The following is a 22,943-nucleotide window of genomic DNA, read 5'->3' on the forward strand; positions in this document are numbered from 1 at the left end:
TCCAAAGCAATTGGAATTTGCCGCTAACTCCATAAACATATATAAAAGAGGAGCACTGTTTTATTCTTAAACTTGAAATCATGATCAAAGGTGATAATATGGAAAAGACGATCACATACTTTAACGAAGTAGGAAAAGCAAACACCGAAGAAGTAATGAAATTATCTGCAAAAAGAGCAGCTGAGCTTGGAATAGAATATGTGGTGCTTTCCAGTACAAGCGGAGAGACCGCACTCATGGCGGCAGAGGCATTTAAGGACCAGGATGTAAAGATAATCGCAATCACACACCAGTACGGCCTGAAAGAGAGCGGCAAATGGGAAGTTGATGAGGAGAATCTCAAGAAATTGAATGAACTTGGAGTCGTTATGACGACCCAGTCACACATGTTCTCAGGCGTGGAACGTGCCATCCAGAAGCGTATTGGTGGTGCCAGCAGGGCAGACGTGATTTCTGATACTCTTCGTGCTGTTTTTGGAAAAGGATTCAAGGTAGCAATTGAATGTGCTATGATGGCAGCAGACTCGGGACACATACCAGTTTCAAAAGATACGGAGATAATCGCAATTGGTGGAACCCGATGGGGAGCTGATGTTTCAGTAGTACTGAGGCCTGCACATTCCTTTGATTTCTTCAGCCTTCAGGTCAGAGAAATAATTGCAATGCCAAGGGCAAAGGAAGAACCTAAGTAATCTATAATCGTTTTTTATTATTAATGGGAACTAATTCCCATCGTCTTTTTTTGTAGTATCATTATCTTTGTCTTCAATCTCATTCATCAATTCAGCTTTGCTTGCCTCTTTATTCATGTACAATGTAGATTTCATGAAATAGGCTGTTAAAAGAACGAAGATAACAAAAGCTGCTACAGCAATTAAAATGACAGTAAGTAAGTCCATAAAAAAAGTAAGGAAAAGTACCGATTAAGGTACTTTACTGTGGTTTCTCGTAGAGAGCTGTCTTGGTCATCAGGTTGCCCTTCTTGGAGTGTGGCTGCCTGAAGACACTGTCGTTTGCTTTCTCGATCTCTCTTGCTTCGATTGCCAGCTGTGCTGCTGCACGCATCATCTCGTGACCTGCTGCTGTTGTGAGTGCAACCTGTTCGAGTTCTTTCATCATGAAGCATGCAGGGAAGTTGATCTTTGCGACCATGTCAGCCATATGGAGTGCTGCAAGACCCTTTGCCTTTGCGTATGGGTTGTTGAATCCTGCCCTTTCGACACATTTCTCTGGCTTTGCAAGGATATGTGGAAGCTCAAGCTCCTTACCTTCGTCTACCATTGCAGCAACCTTGTCAAGTTCTTCCTGGATAAGTCTTACTACACCACAGGTTGAGAGGACCTTCATTGCATCGGAGTTGAATGATGCCATCTCTACAGGGTCAAGGAACTCTGTCTTTGCACCGATGAGTGGGTCAACGGTCATGATAATGTAACCAAAGCCTGCTTCCTGGAGTGCTGCACGGTCATCCTTCTTGGTAGGACCGTCTGAAATAATGATGCATGGTACATCCTTGTAGATCTCACGAGCTGCGGTTGGACCTGGTGCACTTGAGTTAGGGCTGATCATAACGTAAAAGTCAGCATCGAATTTTTTAAGCTCCTCTGTTGCAGCAGCTTCATCTTTGCCCATTTTAGGACCGGTTCCAAAAGAACGGATGGTGATTCCTTCTCTTGCTGCGATTTCGTCCTGTACCAAATCAACAACCTGGCTCATACCAAGGTTACCTAGTTTTATAAATCCAATCTTTGCCATGTAAAATCACAGTATTGCAATGTGCGGTGTAGCATATATTACTTTTGGAATGGAGCTAATGGAATATATCATCCTGAAAAAATGATTACATATATAGTGGTTCTGCCCGAAAACCTTAAAAGCAATGTAACTTATTTCACATCAATCTCGGCACTTAAATGCTGTTTCATGACGGGATTTAAAATCTAGGTTTGATCAAGTGAATAATACTGACAATTCTGAAAAGAGGATCAAGTTAGTTGTTTTTGATATGGACAGTACCCTGATAGATGCTGAAACCATTGACGAACTTGCGGAGGCGGCCGGAGTAGGAGAGAAGGTGGCCATGATAACCGAAATGGCTATGCATGGAGAACTTGATTTTTCCCATGCACTTTTTGAGAGAGTAAGACTACTAAAAGGACTTTCACTCGATAACGCGCATGATGCGCTTGACAAAATGCCTTTCATGCCTGGCGCAAAAGAGCTGATCAAATATTTAAAATCCCAGGGATATAAAACTGCAATGATATCCGGTGGCTTCACCCTTGCCGCAGAACGTGTGGGTGAAACACTGGGCATGGATCATGTGGTTTCCAACGAGCTTCTGATAGACAACGGATGCATAACAGGAGAGGTCACAGGCCCTCTTACAGGAGAAGGATCAAAGGAACTTGTCCTGGAAGAGATCGCCAGTGAATATGGAATAAAACCCGAAGAGTGTATTGTAATAGGTGATGGGGCTAATGATATCTGTATCTTCAAAAGAGCCAGGTATGCTATAGCATTCAATTCAAAACCTATATTACATGAGCACGCCGACATTGTCATAACAGAAAAAAACCTTGAAGCAGTAATACCAGTGATCCAGGCACTGGACTCGTAAAGCCAGAATCGTGCATTAGGAATGCATGAAATGCCAGCTTTTTTGCTGGATCGGGAGGATAAAAAGGATATGTTGAAAGAATTAAACGACAAGAAGACTGAGCTTAAGAAGCAGTCTGAAGAATACAAGACAAAAAGAAACGAACTCAACGCAGAAGCAAGCACTTTGGCCGCAAAGCGTAACGAACTCAACAAGAAGACCAAGGACCTTATCAACGAAGCACAGGAATACAAGAAACTCCGTGACGAGAACAACGAGAAGGTAAAAGAGTATAAGGTACTTCGTGATGAGGTCAATACAAGGGCAAATGACATCTTTGCACAGATAGACCAGATCCGTAATGTTAACAATCTTGGCGGTCCTTCCATTAAGGACATACGCAAAGAGATTGACAGACTGGAATTCACACAGCAGACCGAAGTTCTTACGACAAGCAAGGAAAGAGAACTTGTCAACAGGATTACCGAACTTCAGAAGCTCTACGTTGCAAAGAAGGAACAGCTTGAAGGCAATCAGGAACTAAAAGACCTTTTGACAAAAGCCCAGGAAATAAGGGATGAGGCTTCCGAGCACCACAAGGTACTTTCCGATTATGCCCAGAAAGCACAGGATTATCACGATAAGATGATTACCACTTTCAAGGAAGCTGATAAAGTTCGTGCCGAGTCCGACGCTGCCCACAAGGATTTTGTTAAATTCCAGGAAAGCGCCGATGAGCAGCACAAACTCTTCATCGCAGCCCAGAAAGAGATCCGTGACATCGATAAAGAGATCCGTAAGATCAAGAAAGGCGATGTCGATGGTAAGAAAGAGGCTGCAAAAGCAGATGCACGTAAGGATGCCGAGGATATTTTCGATAAATTCAAGTCCGGTGGCAAGCTTACTACCGAGAACCTTATGGCTCTACAGAGATCAGGTTTCTTGAAATAATCAAAATGAAAAGGGTGATCTTTCACCCTTTTTTCAACTGTTTTATAATAAATTATTTTTCGAGTCCTAAATGGACTTTTCTAAACTCACTGTCACGCATAAGACACGGACCGGAATTGAAAACAGGGTCTTTGTATATCTTCTTCCAGACAGAACCCAGGGACTCCTCATGGATGTTACCGTATGGTTTCGGCATGCATGCACATGGGAGCACGTCACCTTCGGGGGTTACGTGAAGCCACTTTCTGCCTGCAAAGCAGCCCATCTTCCTGATTATCTGAGGTATGGGGAACACTCGTGGTCCTTCGGCATGGGAAGTTCGCTCCACAAAATCATCGAACTTTTTCAAATCTTCCGGGGAAAGAACTTCTTTTTCATGACCCTGCCACCTGCCTGTGGGAACTATCTCGTAAAAGGAAAGTTCGTGTACACCTAATTCTTTTGCGAGCTCGTAGAAGTCATCGAGTTCATCGATATTCCTGGGTGAAAGGACTACATAAATACCAACCAGGAGCCCGGCTTCCAGACCATTTTTTATGGCGTTGACTGCTTCTTTGAAAACTCCGGGTCTTCCACGCATGAAGTCATGACCTGCTTCATTTGCACTGTCAAGGCTTATACTGAGCATGGAAAGACCTGCATTCTTCAGACTCAATGCACGCTCTGAAGTCAGGCCCACACCGGATGTAAACAGACCGGGAATTGTACGTGCCTGATCGACATAACTTATGAGATCCTCAAGACCATCATAGAGCAAGGGTTCTCCCCCATCGAAGATAACCAGGGTCGTACCCAGATCCTGGGTCTGGTCAATGATTCTCCTGACAACATCCGGGCTGAGCCTTGCCTTGTTCTTAGTATCCGGCAGGGCACAGTGTAGGCACTTGTTCGGACACTCTTCAGTGATAGATATCGTGATCTGTTCCGGGACGTATTTGCCCCTCATTGCACTCATCTGGCTTGAGACAAGCCTGTCGAATGCTTTGCTGGGTATGGGAGGCATCCAGGTGGAGTATATAAGCCGGTCACCATCTACTTTGGATGGTTTTGTACCCTCGAATATCTCCATCATCTCAGAAACAAAAGAACCCATGAAAGGGGAAGCAAGACCAGAAGTCTTCATCCTGACCCGATCATTTTCTATCTGTGCGTAGACTTTGAAAAGAGGGTTCCTGTAAAAGTAGTATTTGTTCTTCATCTCATTTGTTCCTGAAGATAGCCCTGTATGAGAATATTGAAGATGGGTTATTTTTCAATATCATCTTTGATATCTGGATTGCCTGATTAAAAGGACTTCCACCGAGTACCTTGAGATCCTCACCTTCAAAAACTTTCATCATTTCGTTGATTTCCATATCAGACATCTTCCTGAGAGTCTCAAGTGCAAATCTTCCAAGATAATATTCTGTCCTGTAAGCTTCATTCCAGCGCTTCCTGTATTCTGATAAAAAGCCCTTTGAAGTGTCACCTTTTTTAATGGCATCGGCCGCGACATCACCGCACATTTGCCCTGCATGCATACCATATCCTATGCCTGACTGTGCGGCGGAACCACCTACTATCATTACACCATCTGCAACAATATCACCCGGAATGGCAGCTATTGGATCACCACCTGTAGATTTGCTGATGATCTTCACATCATCGAGTCCCTTAATTTTCTTAAACCTTTCAAGCCAGTCATCGAAGAAGTCGGAAACGTCCATTCCGTGCCTTCTAACATACATACCGAGTGTTGCCCTGTTGCCACCGCAGGGAGAATAGGTTGATTTCCAGCCAGGGGCATGGTTTCCTACATAGTATTCGAAATAATCAGGTTCACCGATACCTTCAGCTTCGATCTCGGCTTCCAGGGACCAGGCTATGTCATCCGGATATTTTATGGGCTTAAGACCAAGAAGTCCACTGATTCTTGAGTTTATGCCGTCCGAGACTATGACAAGTTTGCACTTCATCTTTCCCTTTGAGGTGCTTAGCAAAAAACTGCCTTCAGACCTGAGGACGTTGAGAACTTCTATTCCGAAGCGAACGTCTGCGCCTGCATCTTCAGCCTGTTTTATGTAGAATTCATCGAATTTCCTGCGATCAAGGAAGTAAGCTTCTCCCTCGAAAATAACGTTCCTTCCAGAGGGTGTTATTATGTAGGCTCCTTTGAGGTTCTTGATTATATAGCTCTGGTCAACTTCTTCTCCTGTACGGTCAAACATTCCCTTGAAGAAGGTGTTTGCCGGGTGGGTTGGAACGCCTGCTGCTTCCTTCCTGTCGAGTAGTATGACCTTGCAACCTTTGGCTGACGCATTCCTTGCAGCCATGACTCCCGCAGGGGAAGCCCCTATTACAATGATATCCGCGTCCATGTTGAGCCTCATTCAAATTTGTCATTCATTATTATCATTTACCAGAGTATGCCGGAATATGCCGGGACAAGTACCAGGAGTATTACATCAATTATGAGTGAACCGAACATGACACCCCTGTATCTGGAACCCTGAAGGAACAATCTTCCCCCACGATCAGGTGTCGGGTTCTTTATGAAATCGAATGATTGTATGAGTATCCACCCACCTGCAAGCAGTGCACCGGCAAAAAATATCGGGCCAAGCTGTGCTGTGATTCCGATTGCAATGGAGGCAATTACTCCTATAATCCACATGAGGGTTACGAATTTAGCTGTCGCAGGGACACCGAATGTTACTGGAAATGTTGGAGCACCTCTTGCACGATCTCCTTCTACATCCCTGGCAACTCCTGAGAGTGTAAAGCCCCAATCGGTAAAGCACATCATCAAAAATAAAAAGATGGCAGAAAGTGGTAGTATTGAACCATAGGACGGTTCCTTGAGAATACCGGCGGGGTCGAATGCAAGCCAGATACCTATTGGAACAAGGCCGTAGGCAATACCTACAGGCACAAAACTCAGGAATGTGGCCCTTTTAGCTATGGCCGAATAGACACTGATTGTTGCGACAGCTATCAGAAGCACCACGAAGGACTCGGGATTCAGGTAAAGCGCAGCCGCACCTGCAACCAGGAACAGGAAAAGCGCATATTTGAGCGCCTGATCCCGCGAAAGCCGGTTGGATACCAGTGGACGATTTGGAAGGTTAATCTCATCGATGTCCATATCACAGCAGTCATTATACACATAAGAACTCGTGATCGCTGCGTAACCACCGATGATCGCGATTATGAAAGGTATCAACGGAGGGAAAGCCCCTGTAGCAAGGTAGGCTGCCAGCAGGGCACTGGCCGCAGGAAGAGCAAGATCCATGTCGGCAATCTCAGGCCTGAGAAGCTCGACATAAGGATTCCTAGTTTTTGATTCGGAAGTGGAAACCACGTTATCACCAGTAAGTTATAGCCTCCTAATTTTCGGTATTGTATATTAGTATTAGGGTAGTGTGGATTAAAAAATAGGATTGTGCTTAAGATGAAAAAATAGAAACTATCTGAATATCCACAGCATAAATTAAAGATATTCAGATGTATTCTCAAAAATACAGATCACTCATTCTTCGGAGGAACAATTGTAAAATTATCAAATTCTGCAAGTTTCTCCACCAGAGGATGATCGAACCTGTCATTCATCAGGAACGTGAAGGTTGCCTTAGGGTTCAGTTCCACAAGCTTGATGGTGTTCTGATAGGCAGTTTCAAGTGATTCATAATCAGGAGTTCTCACAACCTCTGCATTGAGCGGATATATCTCTGCAAGTTCCTGGGGATAAGAGCCGAATGGTGGTTTGAATATCATGACATTGTCATAGTCACTGTCCTTCTTTGTCGGGTATGCCCTTATGAGCACAGAACCTTCTATGGTAAGTCTTTCAAGCTGTTTGTTGAAACGCAGAACTTCAGGACGCCTGGCAGACTCCGGACCACAGTAGAATAGTGTGGATTTTGATGACGGGTCACACTGTTCCAGCCACGGAGAATAAGTGTACATCTGCTTGAGGGCTTCAAGCATGCGTGGGTGAGAACGGCATCGTTGCTCAACTAGTTCCAGGAGATTGCCCTCCCATATAGCCTGCTTGACCTCACGTACCTCTTCGAAGGTAACATAGAGGTTGTGCCTTGCCAGCAGTTCGGTGCAGTTGTGGGCTTTCTTCAATTCCTCAGCCGTGTGGTTCATGCACACAGGGCAGGAGCAGGGCAGGTATTTCAGATCGTCAACATGGTAGGTGCCTCTGGAGGTGATGTAGCGCCTGTCTTTAGCATATAGGGCATAGGCTGCCGAGTCAAAGAGATCACAGCCAAGGGCCACGGCTAAAGCAAACATCATTGGATGGCCTGCACCGAAGAGATGCACCGGAGCAGTCGGATCAAGTCCTTTCTTGGAAGATGCTATGACATCCACCAGGTCTGCATAGCGATAGGACTCCATGAGTGGGACAACAGCCCCGAAAGGATAGACATCGAAACCGACTTCAGAAAGCTCCCGGGCACACTCCTCACGGAGATCCTTGTAAATAGCGCCCTGCACCGGACCTGCCAAAAGCATATCACCTTTTACAAGTTCCTTTGCTTCCTTAAGGCGCTGTATTGTGATATCCATATCTTCCTTTGCCTTTTCATAGGGCACATCAGGAGGAGTAGGAATATCCAGGGGAACACCTATATCGGTGCCTATCTTTTTCTGGAAATCAATGATCATCTCGTTTGTGACCTCAACCTCACCGTAAACTGATAGCTGGAATGAACCGGAATCGGTCATGATCGGGCCGTCATAGTCGAGAAGAGCATGTAAACCATCTTTGAGTGCTTTTTCGCGCAGCTCATCCTTACGGAAGATAATGTATGAATTAGTAATGAGTATCTCTGCCCCGAAATCCTTCATTTCGGAAGGTTTGATAGTCTGGAGATTGGGATTGATAACAGGCATGACAGTTGGTGTTTCAACTACACCGTGCGAAGTTGCCAGCCTTCCGATGCGGCCTGCCGCATCCTTATGAATAATATCGAATCTTGATGACATGTAGGGGGTAGATAAAAGTGAAGATATATGTAACTTCCTTTCAGGAACTTAAAATCAGAATTTAAAATTGCTTTTTTTAGATTGACCAATGGAGATAATGGAGATATATGAAATTTGTTTCCAGACTAAATCAGGGTCAATGATTCCCATCACCATATGCATGCACAATCAAAATAACAATAAAAGATTGTAAGAATCAATAATATCAGAATAACAAATAGATTAGTTAATGTTAAAATCAATTTAGAAAAAAGAAAGTAGTAGTTAGTGTTGAGTGAGTTGGCAGCGATCCATAGTTCCCGAAGACTCGCGTACTTCAGTACAATATGGAACGCTGGCAGACTTATCTTCTGTGTTCGGAAAGGGTACAGGAATTGCCCTGCCGCTATGGCCGCCAGACTCACTTACGATGAATTTTTTTTATAGGTAAAGCCAAGGTCCGGATTCGAACCGGAATGGAATCGCTCTGCAGGCGATTGCGTAGCCGCTCCGCCACCTTGGCGTATTGAGCGATAAATTATTGGGACCATTATGTTAAATACTTTACCTTTTGATCTTGTATAATTTGCATGTACATATCAGATTTCGCCTGGACAAAGTAAGGTAGATAGGCACGGATGGTTAGTAGCCGCGGACTGAACACCTCGTTGCCTTGGTGCTTACATCCCGACCCTATCAAACCGATCTTCTATCGGAACCCTTAATGCAGTCTCTTTTCAGGTCAGATTTCGAGCTTAGATGCATTCAGCTCTTATTCCTTAGCGCGTAGCTGCTCGGCGATGCCTTGTCAGACAACCGATACACCAGAGGCGCCGCTACCCTGTTCCTCTCGTACTAAAGGTAGCTTACCCTCAGACCACGTACACCTCTAGTAGATAGTAACCGACCTGTCTCACGACGGTCTAAACCCAGCTCACGATCTCCTTTAATAGGCGAACAACCTCACCCTTGGCCGCTGCTGCACGGCCAGGATGGAAAGAACCGACATCGAAGTAGCAAGCTGCCGGGTCGATATGTGCTCTTGCCGGCAACAACTCAATTATCCCCGAGGTAACTTTTCTGTCATTTTTGGCCCGCACCAAGCGGGACACAAAAGTTCGCTAGAACCGACTTTCGTCTCGTCATCCACTACTGTGCTGAATAACGTCAGGCTGACTTATGCTCTTGCACTCTTCAGTGGGTTTCCGACCCACTTGAGTCAACCTTTGTGCGCCCTTGATATCTTTTCAAGGGCGTCCCGCCCCAGGCAAACTGCCTACCTATCGGGGTCCTCCTCGCGGAGTTAGGATCGTAATCTCAGAAGGGTAGTGTCCCAATGGCGACTCCATCGATGCTGGCGCACCGACTTCGATGTCTCCTACCTACACTGTACATCCAAGATCACAACCCAACGACAGGCTGCAGTAAAGCTCTACGGGGTCTTCACTTCCCCCTAGAGGTCTCTAGACTGTGCACTAGAAAGTAAGCTTCACCGGACTCTGGCTAGGGACAGTAGAGCTCTCATTGATCCATTCATGCAAGTCGCCAATTAAGCGACAAGGTACTACGCTACCTTAAGAGGGTCATAGTTACCCCCGCTGTTTACAGGCCCTTCGTCCCGTTGAACCGGGTTTTCAGGTACCTGCACTGAGCAGGATTCAGAGATCGTACTAGCCTTTTCAGGTTTGCGATCTCCTATGTTGATATTAGACAGTTAGAGCTCTCTTGTCACTGCGACCTGCTGTCTTCACAGCAGGCACTCCTTCTCCCGAAGTTACGGAGCTAATTTGCCGAATTCCCTTAGCCAAAATATTCCGACACGCCTTAGCCTTTTCAGCTAGGGGCACCTGTGTCAGTTCTCGGTACGGACATCTGACTCCCTTTTCACGGGTTCCCGGGTGCAGTTGATTTTCACCATAACACATTCGTCTGCTTCTCGCCATTACGGCTCTCCACAGATTTAGGTGCTTAGACGGCGCGACGACGCCGCTCAACCTGCCCAAAAACGTCGGTTTTAATGTCAGATGGTACAGGAATATTAACCTGTTTCCCTTTTGATGTACTCGGATTACGGTACAACTTAGGACCGACTAACCCTCGGCTGACGATCATTGCCGAGGAAACCTAGCCCCTTCGGCGGATAGGATTCTCACCTATCTATGCTGCTACTATTACCAGGATTTTCGTTTCCGCACGGTCCACAGGACTTCACAGCCCTGCTTCTGCCCGAACGCAACGCCTTCCTACAAGATCACCTTTCGGTGCTCCGTGGTATCGGTGGTCGACTTGAGCCCCGTCCATTTTCGGGGCCCTAAACCTCGACTGGTGGGCTGTTACGCACTCTTTAAAGGATAGCTGCTTCTAAGCTAACCTTCCAGCTGTCTAGGGCTTAGGACGCCCTTTAGTATTAACACTTAGTCGACACTTGGGGACCTTAACCACGGGCTGGGTTGTCTCCCTTACGGACTACAAGCTTACCCCGGTAGTCCGGACTCCGACTTTCTATGACGACGGTGGTTTTGGAGTTTGACAAGAGAGTGAGGAATTTCTTCCCCAGGATCTCCAATCAGTGCTCTACCCCACCGACTATCTCCAGTCAGGTCATGCTACGACATGTTTCGGAAGGAACCAGCTGATGCCGGGTTAGATTAGCCTTTCACTCCGAGACGCAGGTCACACGAATGATTTGCAGATCAATACCGCTTGCGGTCCTCCACGTAGCTTTCGCCACGCTTCAACCTGCCCACGCCTAGATCACCCGGCTTCGGGTCGTATCATAATGACTCCACGCACTTGTATACGCCGCTCCTCACCTTGCGGTTGCGAGCATGTTGCTTTCGCTTCGGCTTCCTAAGTAAAAAGTTAGCCATCGCCATTTTGATACACTCCCTGGCCCGTTCTTCAAAACGTAAGATATGACATCGGCAATGACACTCGTACTGCAGCCTCGCGACTGTTTCCTTCGTGTCAAAGATCCTTTCATGCCATATCGCTCCATCGCTTCCAGGTTTCAGGCACTTTTAACCTCCCTTTTTGGGGTACTTTTCAGTTTTCGGTCACCCTACTAGTTCGCTATCGGTCTCAAGAAGTATTTAGTTTTGGAAGTTGGTGCCTCCCAAATTCGCGCGAGAATTCCGACCCACGCTACTCAGGCTACATCCCAGATCCTTTGATTAATACCTACGTGACTTTCACACTCTTTGGTCTAACGTTCCAGAAAAGTTTGATTATAATCAAGTGGGATCTTTAGGAAAAGCCTATAACACCACATCTCCCACATGTTACCAGTGGGATTCAGTTTGAACTTTACCGTGTTCATTCGCCATTACTAACGGCATCTCTTCGATTTCTTTTCCTGCCCCTACTAAGATGTTTCAGTTCGGGGCGTTCCCGATCATTACTGATCAATGCGCAAAACGCATTAGGAAGACCCATTAGGAAATCTCAGGTTCATCGGTTCCATGCACCTACCCTGAGCTTATCGCAGCTTGGCACGTCCCTCATCAGCCCTTGAGCCGAGCCATCCACCTGAAAGCATAATTACCAGAGTCCACCTCACTTTATCCAGTGAGCGTCTGATATATGCATGCTTATACATGATCTCATTATGTTCAACATGGGGTTGTTGAACACTTCATCCTTCCCGGGCAAAATTACTTGCCTGGTGCACTTAAATGGACTTGCTGGGATTCGAACCCAGGGCCTTCGCCTTGCAAAGGCGACGATCTTCCAACTGATCTACAAGCCCTTGAGCGTCCCGATTCTTGATGCTTGTTTGATTGGATTTGACAGTTATTCGATTTCTGACCGGTTAGTGGTGATAGACTTTGTGCCTATCTTGCTTAGGAGGTGATCCAGCCGCAGATTCCCCTACGGCTACCTTGTTACGACTTAACCCCCCTTGCGAAATTTAGGTTCGAACACGGCACAAAATCCGTGCCCTCACCCATACCTCACTCGGGTGGTTTGACGGGCGGTGTGTGCAAGGAGCAGGGACGTATTCACCGCGCTATATTGAAACGCGATTACTACGGATTCCAGCTTCACGAGGGCGAGTTGCAGCCCTCGATCCGAACTAAGGCCGGGTTTATGAGATTACCAACCCCTTTCGGGGTAGGAGCCCATTGTCCCGGTCATTGTAGCCCGCGTGTAGCCCTGGAGATTCGGGGCATACTGACCTACCGTAGCCCGCACCTTCCTCCGCTTTAGCAGCGGCGGTCCCCACAGAGTACCCATCATCCCGAAGGATATGCTGGCAACAGTGGGCACGGGTCTCGCTCGTTGCCTGACTTAACAGGATGCTTCACAGTACGAACTGACGACGGCCATGCACCTCCTCTCAGCGATTCAGGTAAGACCTTCAGCCTGACCTACATATTGCTGTCGCCCCAGGTGAGTTTTCCGGCGTTGAGTCCAATTAAACCGCAGGCTCCACCCGTTGTAGTGCTCCCCCGCCAATTCCTTTAAGTTTCAGCCTTGCGGCCGTACTTCCCAGGTGGCTCGCTTCACGGCTTCCCTGCGGCACCTGAAACGGTCGCACCATCCCAGACACCTAGCGAGCATCGTTTACGGCTGGGACTACCCGGGTATCTAATCCGGTTCGTGCCCCCAGCTTTCGTCCCTCACCGTCGAACCCGTTCTGGTAAGACGCCTTCGCCACTGGTGGTCCCACAAGGATTACAAGATTTCACTCCTACCCCTGTAGTACCTCTTACCTCTCCCGGTTCCAAGTCTGACAGTATCCCCCAGAAGCCTAACAGTTAAGCTGTCAGATTTCCCGGAAGACTGATCAAACCGGCTACGGACCCTTTAGACCCAATAATAGTGATTACCACTCGGGCCGCCGGTGTTACCGCGGCGGCTGGCACCGGTCTTGCCCGGCCCTTGCTATCACATGTTATTTATACATATGGACAGCCAACATAATATGCTGGCACTCGGTGTCCCCTTATCGCGGTTTCCCGCATTGTAAAGATTTCGCGCCTGCTGCGCCCCGTAGGGCCTGGATTCATGTCTCAGAATCCATCTCCGGGCTCTTGCTCTCACAACCCGTACCCGTCGTCGGCTAGTAGGTACATTACACCCACTACTACCTGATAGGCCGCAGATCCATCCTAAGGCACCGGAGCTTTTAACCACAGAACATTCCAGTATCTATGATTTATCCGGAATTATCCCCAGTTTCCCGGGGTTATGCCGGACCTTAGGGCAGGTTATCCACGTGTTACTGAGCAGTACGCCATGTTCACGAAGAACATTTGACTCGCATGGCTTAATCGCACACCGATAGCAGTAACCTCTGGCAGGATCAACCAGAATTGTTGATCACACACAAAGTTTAATGTTTTGGAAGTCATTTTAAGGAATCGATTGGAGAATTCTATTAGAGAATTTCCTATGCACATAGTTTGGTTAATTCCTTATTGTAGTATATAATACACTACCGGTCAGAATTAACCGAACTGCCAAATCCAACGTCAGACAGGAAATAACTCCTGCCTCCACATAATAAGGCGGTGATTGTAAGTGTTTCTCGCATTTCGCGAGGACCCCTAAAAGACGCAATCGTATATATACCTTCCGAATCAAGAGATTCGAAAGCAAAGAAGGAACCTTTGACGAATAAGTCACCCATCCACTACCCACTCGGATTATAACATTATATTTTAATCTTATATGGGATTTGCGGTAGATACAAATTCACACCAACTGAATAGACAACTTACCTAGGCAAGCATCCACCCGCATCGGAGGGATTTCATAGATGCACACCATATGATATAAACATAACGTATTTAATTAATTTCGTTGTAACTATTCAGCCTGGCACGATTTGCCTATTGGTACTGATTTCATCGAAATAGAGATGTCTGCTCACTAACAATCTAACAATCAAAAAAGCAATCAATAGCAACAATCAAAATAAATGATCCTAATGAAATTTACGTTTCAACTTTTTGTCAAGATTGTTATTGATAGCGTTTTTATCAGGCTGAATAGTTACATTTCGTTTTTATTTAAACAACTAACTCCCTGATTTGAAAATATAAACCAAAACACAAGCAGAGATACGCAAACTTTAACAATATAAGTGACATAGCAGTACTCTAAATCATATATGAAGAACAAGGTGTCTGCCTGCAATAGAAAAAGAAGAACAGTAATGCAGATACGACAGATGATTAACTGGCCATCAGGACATCCTAGAATGAGAAGAACGATGTTATATTATATCCACTCACAGGTAAAATCTAGGGATCTTAAAGAATACCTGGAAGGATAGACAGGAAACATGAAAAAAGAAGTAACCAAGAAAGTGAAGCGTATAGACACAGAAGTCGATAAACTACGCATAAAGCGCAAGGACACAGATACGCTCAAAGTAACAGACAATGTATTTGACGATCCCACCCTGAAAACTCTTTACACACTATCCAATAAAGGAATACTCCGAGCCATGGGAGGTCCCATAAGCACCGGAAAAGAGGCAAATGTCTTCCTTGCAGAGGGAGAAGACAAAGACATCGCAATTAAGATATATAGAATATCATCAAGCACGTTCAACTCAATGGAAGACTACATTTTAGGAGACCCACGTTTCAGGAACGTGAGACATTCCAAACGTGATATTATTTTTGCATGGACAAAAAAAGAGCAAAGAAACCTTATACGTGCAAAGGAAGCAGGTATTCGAGTCCCCGAACCCATTGTGGCTGAACGTAATATACTGGTAATGGAATTTATGGGAGAAGATGAAAAGCCATACCCTCAGCTAAAAGATGTCCGTCTTGAAAAAGAAATGGCAAGAACAGTATATGATACAATTGTAAATTACATAGACCTTCTATACAACGAAGCAAATCTTGTACATGGAGATCTAAGCGAATATAACATTTTAATAATTCCTGAAACAGGCGAACCTGTATTCATAGACATGGGACAATCGGTAACTAGTGAACACCCCCGTTCAAGGGAATTCCTGCTAAGAGATATAGAGAACATCATACGTTACTTCAAAAAATACGGCATTGATGAAGATTCACAGCAATTATATTCATCAATCAGGAACAAAGAATAAAGATACGAATTATGGATTTATAATTATCAAAGGTAGATTTAGATGACACATATTAAAGTTCCTAAAGAGAGAGTTGGCGCCATAATTGGGCCAAAAGGCCGCGTCAAACAGATAATAGAAAGCAAATCAACAGCTAAACTGGAAATAGACAGTGAAAGCGGAGCTGTAGAGATCATCCCTGGAGATGACCCAGTTGGCGCAATGAAAGCTGCAGATGTAGTTAACGCCATTGCCAGAGGCTTCAATCCGGACAAGACATTTACAATGTTCGATGATGACATGTTAATGCTCGAAGTAATTGACATTTCAAAACAGGCACATACACAAAAGGACCTGCTTCGCCTTAAAGGAAGGATAATAGGAAAAGGCGGAAAGACAAGGGAAATAACTGAGAGACTGATAGGCATAAAGATGTCAGTCTATGGAAAGACCGTAAGTGTGATCGGAACACCTGAACAGAACCAAATTGCAAGAACATCCATTGAAATGCTCATAGAAGGAGCAAACCATGGAAGCGTATACAGCTACCTCGAGAAAAAGAGACAGGATTTGATTCAGTCCCAGCTTGACTATTACTAAGAGATATGCCACAGTAGTATATCTCACCAAAAATATTAATACTTCTGGGTCGTAATTTATTAGAGGTGGACAGATGAGAGGATATACCAATAGTTCCGAAATAAGAACCTATGCAGCGTTCATGCTAATATTACTCCCTACAGCAGCACTTTGCTACAAAGGGCAGCTATCCCTCGGAACTATCGGCCCTGCACCACTTATTATACTTATTTCCACAATGATCATTGGATCTGTAATAGAGATACCAATAACAACAATACGCTCTAAAAAACCAGAGCAGCTTTTCAAATACGCACCTATTCTTGAAGATATCTACTCTGTCCCAGTAGTAAAAGAACTAAGCATTGGAAAACAGAGAGTTTTTGATACAAAACTAACCATAAATGTGGGAGGAGCAATTGTACCAGCCCTTGCATCAATTTACCTATTGCTAACGCAACCTAACAACACAGCTCTTGAAATTATGCTAATTGTAGTGGTTTCAGTTATCCTGCTATCAGAACTAATGGGCGGAGTTGGAACAATAATACCCGACTACATCGGGATAATAGCACTCCCATTTGCACTAATCGTTGCACCGGAAAATGCAGCATCAATAACCTTCATTGCAGGAGTAGGAGGCATAATTATTGGCAATGTGATATCAGTTGTGACATTCAATAAGGAAAAAACAGGTAGTGCTTTTATAAGTATTGGAGGAGTCGGGGCTTTCAAACCCATATACATCACAACAATAATTGCCAGTTTGATATCATATTTCATCCATTGACATGCCCAGCCTCTCTGCCCGACGCTTTTCAATCCTATCCTGTAAGACTTTTGAAGGAATATTAAGAGCTCTGTATTTAGCTATGCCATTGTTTGTAAAGCGGAATGGCTGAGGAGTATGATCCACACGAGTGGCCCTCATTTTCTGAACTGCCATTACAGGCATAGGAGTCGTGTCAATATCATTTGTTTGAATGAAATCGAGAAAGATAACGCCATCACCCAGGAAATCAAAATCGTCATATTGTTTTGTTTCAATCCCATGAGACTTTTCAGTCACAAGAATCGCAGTTGTCATATTCTTTTTCAGCAATCTGTGAAGACCACGCCATGAAGTAGAAGTTCTAAAATCACTGGGCGCAGTAAGGACATTCATAGAATCAAAGACTACACGATCAGGTTTATGCGAATCCAGTATTTCCATCATTTCTTCAGAAGTAAGCATAGATATCCCGAATATCTCAAGATAACCATCATCAATATACTTGCCAACATCCCACCCAAATCGTGCAAAATGTTGGACAAGCTGTTGTGCCCTTTCTTCGAATGAAAAGAAAATACACCTTTCACCGTTTTTGGCGCCTTCCATTAAATACTGCATGGATAGAGTAGTCTTACCAGTACCCGGAGGACCAGTCACAACTACAGAAAATCCTTTCGGAAAGCCTCCCTCTAGAAAATCATCCATTCCAGGAACACCAGTAGTCACTCTTTTGATCAAACGATCGATATTCTGAGTATCAAGCTTTGCTTTGAAACGTGTAGAATCAAGATTAAGAAGTGCTTTTTCCAGCACTACATTTTTTGCGCCAAGTTCTTTCTCATATCTTTCGAGAACTTTTATTGCATCGGCGCTCAATGTAGTATGAATTGGGAATTTGGTTTTCATCACACCACCATATGCACATAATACGCCATTATATATTTAAAGTGTTATGGTAATGTGGACATACATAAAATATTATGAACACGTCAATCTGAAACAAAACCTTCACCTGGAAGGAAATTTCCGCGCCCTCTTGATGCCATTAACTCCCCATCCCATACCACTTCGCCCCGTGCTATCGTGAATTCCGGGAAAATACCATCCATGCCTTCATAGGGCGTCCATCCAGCTTTACTATGAAGATCATCACCCTTTATTTCAGTGACATTCCCCGGGTCAACTATTATAATATCAGCATCACTACCTTCGGCAAAAACGCCCTTAGAATACCGATCAAGGCCGAATATCCTTGCAGGGTTCCTGCTGGTCACATCTATCATGCGCCCAAGAGGAATAAGGTTCCTTTTAACCGCAACAAGCATCAGAGGTATTAATGTTTCAACACCCGGAACACCAGAAGGAGCACTCTTGATATCCACATCCTTTTCAGCTTCTGTGTGCGGCGCGTGGTCAGAGGCCACTATATCTATATTGCCATCATTAAGTGAGTTTAGAAGCATCTTGACGCTCCTGCGATCCCTGAGAGGAGGATTCATCCTGCCAAAAGAACCTAGTCTTTCCCAATCCTTAGTTGAAAGGAACAAGTGATGTGGCGCAGCTTCACTTGTAATAGTTGGAGATATACCACTTTTAGTAGCCAAATATCGCTCCTTGCGCAAAAGTCCAATTGATTCAAGAGCACTTATATGACAAAAATGTGCCTTAGCATCATTTTTCTTAATCAACTGTATAGCTTTTTCAACAGCAAATGCCTCGCAGTGATTAGGGCGCGCCCTTGAGTGAGAAGCGGGCGACATGTCATTTTTCAGGAAAGCCTCACATTCAAGCCTTATCTTATCATCCTCAGCATGAATACACGCAAGTGCATCAAGCTGCTTAAGTACAGCCAGTGCTTCATCAAGACATTTCTCATCTATATTCAAAGCACCTGTGGATTCGGCCATAAATATCTCCCCAAAGGCACTTGCCCCAAGCTTCCAAAGCTCAGGAAGTTTTTCAATGTTGCCCGTAACTCCCCCATAAATCCCGAAATCCACAACAGAATTTCGATTTGCAATCTTCAGTTTTTCCTTGAAAGATTTTCTGTCGATGGTCGGAGGAATAGTGTTTGGATGATCGATAACCGTTGTGATTCCACCTGCTGCTGCCGAACACGAACCAGTGTACCAGTCTTCTTTTTCAGTCAGTCCAGGATCCCTGAAATGAACATGGACATCTATCCCCGCAGGTAATGTCAATGAACCTTTTGCATCAATTGTTTGGTTCAATCTCTGGGCATCTATTTTTTTAGATATTTGAATGATCTTGCCATCCTCTATCAGGACTTCGGCCGGCTGAAGATAATTATTAAAGAAAACTTTTGTGTTCTTTATCAGAATATCAGGCATAGTGTCCTATATTTCAGTATAAGTATATGCCTTTTATGACAAGAGTAAATGAAACACATAATACACAATATATATAGAAACGATATGAATACATAGAAACAATACACAATGGCATATTCCGTACGAATATATATTGTACAGACATAACCCTTATGTATCGATTTTGTTATGATTCACTGACAATTAATAAACCTCTAAAAATGGTGAATCAGATATGATATCAGGAAAATTATTGAAGAACATAACAATATGTTCTGCTGTACTGTTAATTATTGCAACTGTCTTCATAGGCATCGGTTGTGTAGATAAGGAAGGGACCACAGACTCAGAAGCAATCATAGTAAAAGGTTCTGACACAGTACTCCCTCTGTCCCAGGCAGAAGCCGAAGATTTCATGATTGAAAATCCTGAAACAAGTGTAACCATCATCGGTGGAGGATCAGGAGTAGGTGTTGCAGCACTTATTGACGATGAAGTAGAGATCGCAATGACTTCAAGACTTATGAAAGAATCCGAAGTAGAGGAAGCAGAAGCAAACGGTGTAACACCTCTCAGACATGAAATTGCAATCGACGGTATTGCAGTCATAGTCAACCCGGAAAATCCCGTAAATGAACTCACCTACGACCAGCTTAAGGGAATCTACGACGGAAGCATCAGCAACTGGGCAGATGTTGGCGGAGATGACCGTAAGATAGCAGTCATGAGTCGTGACAGCAGTTCAGGGACCTACGAATACTTCAAAGAAGAGATCCTTGAGGACGAAGCTTACCGCCAGGATGCTCTCACCCAGCCAAGCACCGGTGCCATCGTACAGGAAGTATCTCAGAATGAAGGTGCAATCGGTTACATCGGATTTGCATATCTCGATGAAAGTACAAAGGCAATTTCACTTGATTCTGGAGAAGGATTCGTAGAAGCTACCGAAGAGAACATCATCAGCGGCGACTATCCACTCGCAAGGCCACTTCAGTACTACACTAACGGTGAACCTGAAGGTCTTACAAAGGAATATATCGACTTTGTAATGAGCCCAACAGGACAGGCAATAGTCTCAGAAGTGGGATATTTCCCCGTAGCTTAAGTGATTCCTAAAAGGGAAACAAATGACAAACAGGAATAAAAAGGAAAAGGCAATTGAATCAATGCTCTTCCTATCAGGAGCAGTGGCAGTTGTAACCCTTTTCCTTCTTTGTCTTTTTTTATTCAGGGATGGAATACTTCTTTTTACAAAAAGTGACACGACACTATTAGAATTTCTTACAGGAAAATTATGGTACCCTACCGCAAGACCACCTCTATTCGGACTTGTACCTTTGTTCCTGGGATCGGTCATAGTAACTATAGGAGCAATCATATTTTCAGTCCCTCTCGGAATAGCTGCGGCGGTTTATATCGCAGAACTCGCGAACCCAAGAGTTGCGAGAGTATTGAAACCCTTCACAGAAATACTGGCGGGCATCCCATCAGTCGTTTTCGGATTCTTTGGTCTTGTTGTTCTTGTACCGATTATTCGAAATAGTCTGGACCTTACCACCGGGCAAACAGCACTCACAGGATCAATAATGCTTGGAATAATGGCATTGCCTACAATCATATCAATTTCAGAGGACGCCATAAGTTCGGTACCACGCTCAATAAAAGAAGGTTCCCTTGCACTGGGCTCTACTAAATGGCAAACCATCTATAAAGTTACAATACCTGCTGCCCTCTCAGGGATATCAGCTGCAGTAATGCTCGGAATAGGACGTGCGATCGGAGAGACCATGACTGTTATGATGGTCACAGGAAATGCAGCAGTGATACCAGGATTCCCTTCAGGATTATTTTCACCCGTCAGGACGATGACAGCCACCATAGCCCTTGAAATGGGAGAGGTGCCTCAGGGAAGCGCTCACTTTCATGCACTTTTCGCAGTTGGTTCCGTGCTTTTCATAATAACATTCATCATTAACATAATAGCCAGCCATATTAAAAAGAAATACAAGTTCAACCTGTGATAGCGATGTTATTCAATCCAAAAATAAATGAAAAAATAGCATTTACACTGCTGAGATTAGCCGCTGCACTGGTTGTCTTCTTTGTTGTTGCCATACTTGCTTACATAATTTACAATGGAATCGGTGCACTCAGCATTGAATTCATTACCGAGATGCCACGAAATAGAATGACAGAAGGTGGCATATATCCTGCTCTTATGGGGACGATCTACCTGATAATAATGTCCATGGCAGTTGCTCTTCCAGTGGGAATTCTTGCAGCGATTTACCTGAATGAATATGCAAAACCCGGAAGAACCACCTGGACAATAGAAATGGCAATCAACAACCTTGCAGGAACACCATCAGTGGTCTTCGGACTGTTCGGGCTTGCAATGTTTGTAAAATATCTGGGTTTTGGCCCTTCATTATTGGCAGCCTCTTTAACACTTGCATTGCTCATCTTACCAGTAATAATAAGAGCAAGCCAGGAAGCTCTCATCACGGTGCCAAAGGAATACCGGGAAGCTTCACTTGCTTTAGGAGTCACTAAATGGCAGACAATACGCAAGGTTGTACTCCCGGCAGCAATCCCCGGGATGGTTACCGGAGCTATACTTAGTGTCGGAAGAGTAGCCGGAGAAACCGCACCCATTTTGCTTACAGGCGCAGCTTACTTTTTACCAAGATTGCCGGACTCGGTATACTCACAGTTCATGGCACTTCCTTACCACCTGTTTGTACTCGCCACTGCAGGCACCAATATCGCAAAAACAAGACCAACCCAGTACGGCACCGCACTTGTATTGCTGATAATAGTACTTGGTGTGAACCTTGTTGCAGTAAGCCTGAGATCACACTACAGGAAAAAATTACAGAGATGAATTTTGCCACATCCTAAAATCACACATATATTTAAGAGGATAATACATGCCAGAAACTTACGATAACGGAACAGAGATAGCAGTTAAGGACCTGAACCTCTGGTACGGCGATAACCACGCCCTCCATGACATATCTATCGATATTCCAAAAAATAGTGTTACGGCTTTTATCGGGCCATCAGGTTGCGGTAAATCCACTTTCCTGAGATGCTTGAACAGGATGAACGATCTTATCCCAAGTTGCCGGATAGAAGGAGACGTTAATATTGACGGGGAAGATATCTACTCAAAAAATGTAGATGTTGTCGACCTCAGAAAAAGAGTAGGCATGGTTTTCCAGAAACCGAATCCTTTCCCTATGTCAATACATGATAATATTGCATATGGCCCACGTATTCACGGAGTAAAGAAAAAAGAGATAGATGGAATCGTAGAGGGAGCCCTCAAATCCGGAGCCCTGTGGGAAGAGGTTTCAGACAGGCTGAGCATTTCGGCCTTGGACTTAAGCGGTGGTCAGCAACAGAGACTTTGTATTGCAAGGACACTTGCCGTAAAACCCGAAGTAATACTCTTCGACGAACCATGCAGTGCTCTTGACCCCATATCCACCGGCAAAATCGAAGACCTTATATTTGAGTTGAAAAAGAACTATACTATAGTCATAGTAACTCACAATATGCAACAGGCTGCTAGAATATCCGACTACACAGCATTCTTCCTTCTGGGAGATTTGATTGAATTCGGGAAAACCGAACAGATATTCGAGAGTCCCAGAGAAAAGGAAACCGAAGATTATATCACCGGAAGATTCGGGTGAA

At 44.6% G+C, this 22,943-nt stretch carries 19 protein-coding genes, 2 tRNA genes and 3 rRNA genes; 10 read left to right on the forward strand and 14 right to left on the reverse strand.

Annotation, left to right across the window (positions count from 1 at the left end; all coding sequences use genetic code 11):
• Positions 1 to 98 precede the first annotated feature (98 nt).
• On the forward strand, positions 99 to 692 hold the full coding sequence (locus V7O67_RS00390) for a pyruvate kinase alpha/beta domain-containing protein (RefSeq protein WP_406670483.1): 594 nt from the start codon (positions 99 to 101) through the stop codon (positions 690 to 692).
• A 30-nt stretch (positions 693 to 722) separates the two neighbouring features.
• Here V7O67_RS00390 and V7O67_RS00395 read toward each other — a convergent pair whose 3' ends face one another.
• A complete protein-coding gene (locus V7O67_RS00395; protein ID WP_406670484.1) occupies positions 723 to 899 on the reverse strand; it encodes a hypothetical protein in 177 nt (58 codons plus the stop codon).
• Positions 900 to 933: 34 nt separating this feature from the next.
• Positions 934 to 1,755, reverse strand: a complete 822-nt coding sequence (locus V7O67_RS00400) for a F420-dependent methylenetetrahydromethanopterin dehydrogenase (protein ID WP_406655665.1) — start codon at positions 1,753 to 1,755, stop codon at positions 934 to 936.
• Positions 1,756 to 1,954: 199 nt separating this feature from the next.
• Between V7O67_RS00400 and serB the strand changes: the two genes are divergently transcribed.
• Positions 1,955 to 2,620 carry a phosphoserine phosphatase SerB gene (serB, locus tag V7O67_RS00405; protein ID WP_406670486.1) on the forward strand — a complete coding sequence of 222 codons (666 nt, stop codon included), beginning with the start codon at positions 1,955 to 1,957 and terminating at the stop codon, positions 2,618 to 2,620.
• Positions 2,621 to 2,689: 69 nt separating this feature from the next.
• Positions 2,690 to 3,550 carry a coiled-coil protein gene (locus tag V7O67_RS00410; RefSeq protein WP_406655667.1) on the forward strand — a complete coding sequence of 287 codons (861 nt, stop codon included), beginning with the start codon at positions 2,690 to 2,692 and terminating at the stop codon, positions 3,548 to 3,550.
• Positions 3,551 to 3,602: 52 nt separating this feature from the next.
• Here V7O67_RS00410 and V7O67_RS00415 read toward each other — a convergent pair whose 3' ends face one another.
• From V7O67_RS00415 to V7O67_RS00460, 10 genes are all read right to left on the reverse strand, one after another.
• Positions 3,603 to 4,748 carry a radical SAM protein gene (locus V7O67_RS00415; RefSeq protein WP_406655668.1) on the reverse strand — a complete coding sequence of 382 codons (1,146 nt, stop codon included), beginning with the start codon at positions 4,746 to 4,748 and terminating at the stop codon, positions 3,603 to 3,605.
• Between the two features lies 1 nt (position 4,749).
• Complete coding sequence (locus V7O67_RS00420) at positions 4,750 to 5,907, reverse strand: NAD(P)/FAD-dependent oxidoreductase (RefSeq protein ID WP_406655669.1); 1,158 nt, start codon at positions 5,905 to 5,907, stop codon at positions 4,750 to 4,752.
• A 38-nt stretch (positions 5,908 to 5,945) separates the two neighbouring features.
• Positions 5,946 to 6,890: a UbiA prenyltransferase family protein gene (locus tag V7O67_RS00425; protein ID WP_406655670.1), complete on the reverse strand. Its 945-nt coding sequence runs from the start codon at positions 6,888 to 6,890 to the stop codon at positions 5,946 to 5,948.
• Positions 6,891 to 7,054: 164 nt separating this feature from the next.
• Positions 7,055 to 8,524 (reverse strand): tRNA guanosine(15) transglycosylase TgtA, encoded by a 1,470-nt coding sequence (gene tgtA, locus V7O67_RS00430; protein WP_406670487.1) that lies wholly within the window; start codon positions 8,522 to 8,524, stop codon positions 7,055 to 7,057.
• A 277-nt stretch (positions 8,525 to 8,801) separates the two neighbouring features.
• Positions 8,802 to 8,923 (reverse strand): 5S ribosomal RNA (rrf, locus tag V7O67_RS00435).
• Positions 8,924 to 8,954: 31 nt separating this feature from the next.
• A tRNA-Cys gene (locus V7O67_RS00440) sits at positions 8,955 to 9,026 on the reverse strand.
• A 99-nt stretch (positions 9,027 to 9,125) separates the two neighbouring features.
• Positions 9,126 to 12,053 (reverse strand): 23S ribosomal RNA (locus V7O67_RS00445).
• A 125-nt stretch (positions 12,054 to 12,178) separates the two neighbouring features.
• A tRNA-Ala gene (locus tag V7O67_RS00450) sits at positions 12,179 to 12,251 on the reverse strand.
• 96 nt (positions 12,252 to 12,347) lie between these two features.
• Positions 12,348 to 13,822 (reverse strand): 16S ribosomal RNA (locus tag V7O67_RS00455).
• Together the 16S, 23S and 5S rRNA genes with 2 tRNA genes alongside form the textbook arrangement of a ribosomal RNA operon.
• A 121-nt stretch (positions 13,823 to 13,943) precedes the next feature.
• Positions 13,944 to 14,138: a hypothetical protein gene (locus tag V7O67_RS00460; RefSeq protein ID WP_406670489.1), complete on the reverse strand. Its 195-nt coding sequence runs from the start codon at positions 14,136 to 14,138 to the stop codon at positions 13,944 to 13,946.
• Positions 14,139 to 14,795: 657 nt separating this feature from the next.
• Here V7O67_RS00460 and V7O67_RS00465 point away from each other — a divergent pair.
• The 3 genes from V7O67_RS00465 to V7O67_RS00475 all read left to right on the forward strand — a co-directional run bounded on the left by V7O67_RS00465 (position 14,796) and on the right by V7O67_RS00475 (position 16,929).
• A complete protein-coding gene (locus tag V7O67_RS00465; RefSeq protein WP_342303972.1) occupies positions 14,796 to 15,581 on the forward strand; it encodes a serine protein kinase RIO in 786 nt (261 codons plus the stop codon).
• Between the two features lie 42 nt (positions 15,582 to 15,623).
• On the forward strand, positions 15,624 to 16,160 hold the full coding sequence (locus tag V7O67_RS00470) for a KH domain-containing protein (protein WP_342303971.1): 537 nt from the start codon (positions 15,624 to 15,626) through the stop codon (positions 16,158 to 16,160).
• Between the two features lie 73 nt (positions 16,161 to 16,233).
• Complete coding sequence (locus V7O67_RS00475; protein ID WP_342303970.1) at positions 16,234 to 16,929, forward strand: DUF1614 domain-containing protein; 696 nt, start codon at positions 16,234 to 16,236, stop codon at positions 16,927 to 16,929.
• On the opposite strand, the gene V7O67_RS00480 is transcribed toward V7O67_RS00475, so the two are convergent.
• Together V7O67_RS00480 and V7O67_RS00485 are read right to left on the reverse strand one after the other, a co-directional pair.
• The gene (locus tag V7O67_RS00480; RefSeq protein ID WP_342303969.1) at positions 16,912 to 17,817 is read right to left on the reverse strand and encodes an ATPase domain-containing protein; all 906 of its coding nucleotides are present in this window, start codon (positions 17,815 to 17,817) and stop codon (positions 16,912 to 16,914) included. The genes V7O67_RS00475 and V7O67_RS00480 overlap by 18 nt on opposite strands.
• An 83-nt stretch (positions 17,818 to 17,900) precedes the next feature.
• A complete protein-coding gene (locus V7O67_RS00485) occupies positions 17,901 to 19,262 on the reverse strand; it encodes a dihydroorotase (RefSeq protein WP_342303968.1) in 1,362 nt (453 codons plus the stop codon).
• A 214-nt stretch (positions 19,263 to 19,476) separates the two neighbouring features.
• Between V7O67_RS00485 and V7O67_RS00490 the strand changes: the two genes are divergently transcribed.
• The 4 genes from V7O67_RS00490 to pstB are packed head-to-tail and all read left to right on the forward strand — an operon-like array spanning position 19,477 to position 22,942.
• On the forward strand, positions 19,477 to 20,346 hold the full coding sequence (locus V7O67_RS00490) for a PstS family phosphate ABC transporter substrate-binding protein (RefSeq protein ID WP_406670493.1): 870 nt from the start codon (positions 19,477 to 19,479) through the stop codon (positions 20,344 to 20,346).
• A gap of 22 nt (positions 20,347 to 20,368) precedes the next feature.
• Positions 20,369 to 21,262 (forward strand): phosphate ABC transporter permease subunit PstC, encoded by an 894-nt coding sequence (pstC, locus tag V7O67_RS00495; protein WP_406655683.1) that lies wholly within the window; start codon positions 20,369 to 20,371, stop codon positions 21,260 to 21,262.
• Positions 21,263 to 21,267: 5 nt separating this feature from the next.
• A complete protein-coding gene (gene pstA / locus V7O67_RS00500; RefSeq protein WP_406670495.1) occupies positions 21,268 to 22,125 on the forward strand; it encodes a phosphate ABC transporter permease PstA in 858 nt (285 codons plus the stop codon).
• Positions 22,126 to 22,171: 46 nt separating this feature from the next.
• Entirely contained in the window at positions 22,172 to 22,942 is a 771-nt protein-coding gene (pstB, locus tag V7O67_RS00505; protein ID WP_406670497.1) for a phosphate ABC transporter ATP-binding protein PstB, read from the forward strand.
• Position 22,943 lies beyond the last annotated feature (1 nt).

Source organism: Methanolobus sp. ZRKC4 (assembly GCF_045291305.1).
In the GTDB taxonomy this organism is placed as follows: domain Archaea; phylum Halobacteriota; class Methanosarcinia; order Methanosarcinales; family Methanosarcinaceae; genus Methanolobus.

What these genes read in the sequence shown, in the direction of transcription:
- V7O67_RS00390 (WP_406670483.1), top strand. Translation starts at nt 99, where the DNA reads ATGGAAAAGACGATCACATACTTTAACGAAGTAGGAAAAGCAAACACC.
- V7O67_RS00395 (WP_406670484.1), bottom strand. Translation starts at nt 899, where the DNA reads ATGGACTTACTTACTGTCATTTTAATTGCTGTAGCAGCTTTTGTTATC.
- V7O67_RS00400 (WP_406655665.1), bottom strand. Translation starts at nt 1,755, where the DNA reads ATGGCAAAGATTGGATTTATAAAACTAGGTAACCTTGGTATGAGCCAG.
- V7O67_RS00410 (WP_406655667.1), top strand. Translation starts at nt 2,690, where the DNA reads ATGTTGAAAGAATTAAACGACAAGAAGACTGAGCTTAAGAAGCAGTCT.
- V7O67_RS00415 (WP_406655668.1), bottom strand. Translation starts at nt 4,748, where the DNA reads ATGAAGAACAAATACTACTTTTACAGGAACCCTCTTTTCAAAGTCTAC.
- V7O67_RS00420 (WP_406655669.1), bottom strand. Translation starts at nt 5,907, where the DNA reads ATGGACGCGGATATCATTGTAATAGGGGCTTCCCCTGCGGGAGTCATG.
- tgtA (WP_406670487.1), bottom strand. Translation starts at nt 8,524, where the DNA reads ATGTCATCAAGATTCGATATTATTCATAAGGATGCGGCAGGCCGCATC.
- V7O67_RS00460 (WP_406670489.1), bottom strand. Translation starts at nt 14,138, where the DNA reads ATGGGTGACTTATTCGTCAAAGGTTCCTTCTTTGCTTTCGAATCTCTT.
- V7O67_RS00465 (WP_342303972.1), top strand. Translation starts at nt 14,796, where the DNA reads ATGAAAAAAGAAGTAACCAAGAAAGTGAAGCGTATAGACACAGAAGTC.
- V7O67_RS00470 (WP_342303971.1), top strand. Translation starts at nt 15,624, where the DNA reads ATGACACATATTAAAGTTCCTAAAGAGAGAGTTGGCGCCATAATTGGG.
- V7O67_RS00475 (WP_342303970.1), top strand. Translation starts at nt 16,234, where the DNA reads ATGAGAGGATATACCAATAGTTCCGAAATAAGAACCTATGCAGCGTTC.
- V7O67_RS00480 (WP_342303969.1), bottom strand. Translation starts at nt 17,817, where the DNA reads ATGAAAACCAAATTCCCAATTCATACTACATTGAGCGCCGATGCAATA.
- V7O67_RS00485 (WP_342303968.1), bottom strand. Translation starts at nt 19,262, where the DNA reads ATGCCTGATATTCTGATAAAGAACACAAAAGTTTTCTTTAATAATTAT.
- V7O67_RS00490 (WP_406670493.1), top strand. Translation starts at nt 19,477, where the DNA reads ATGATATCAGGAAAATTATTGAAGAACATAACAATATGTTCTGCTGTA.
- pstC (WP_406655683.1), top strand. Translation starts at nt 20,369, where the DNA reads ATGACAAACAGGAATAAAAAGGAAAAGGCAATTGAATCAATGCTCTTC.
- pstA (WP_406670495.1), top strand. Translation starts at nt 21,268, where the DNA reads ATGTTATTCAATCCAAAAATAAATGAAAAAATAGCATTTACACTGCTG.
- pstB (WP_406670497.1), top strand. Translation starts at nt 22,172, where the DNA reads ATGCCAGAAACTTACGATAACGGAACAGAGATAGCAGTTAAGGACCTG.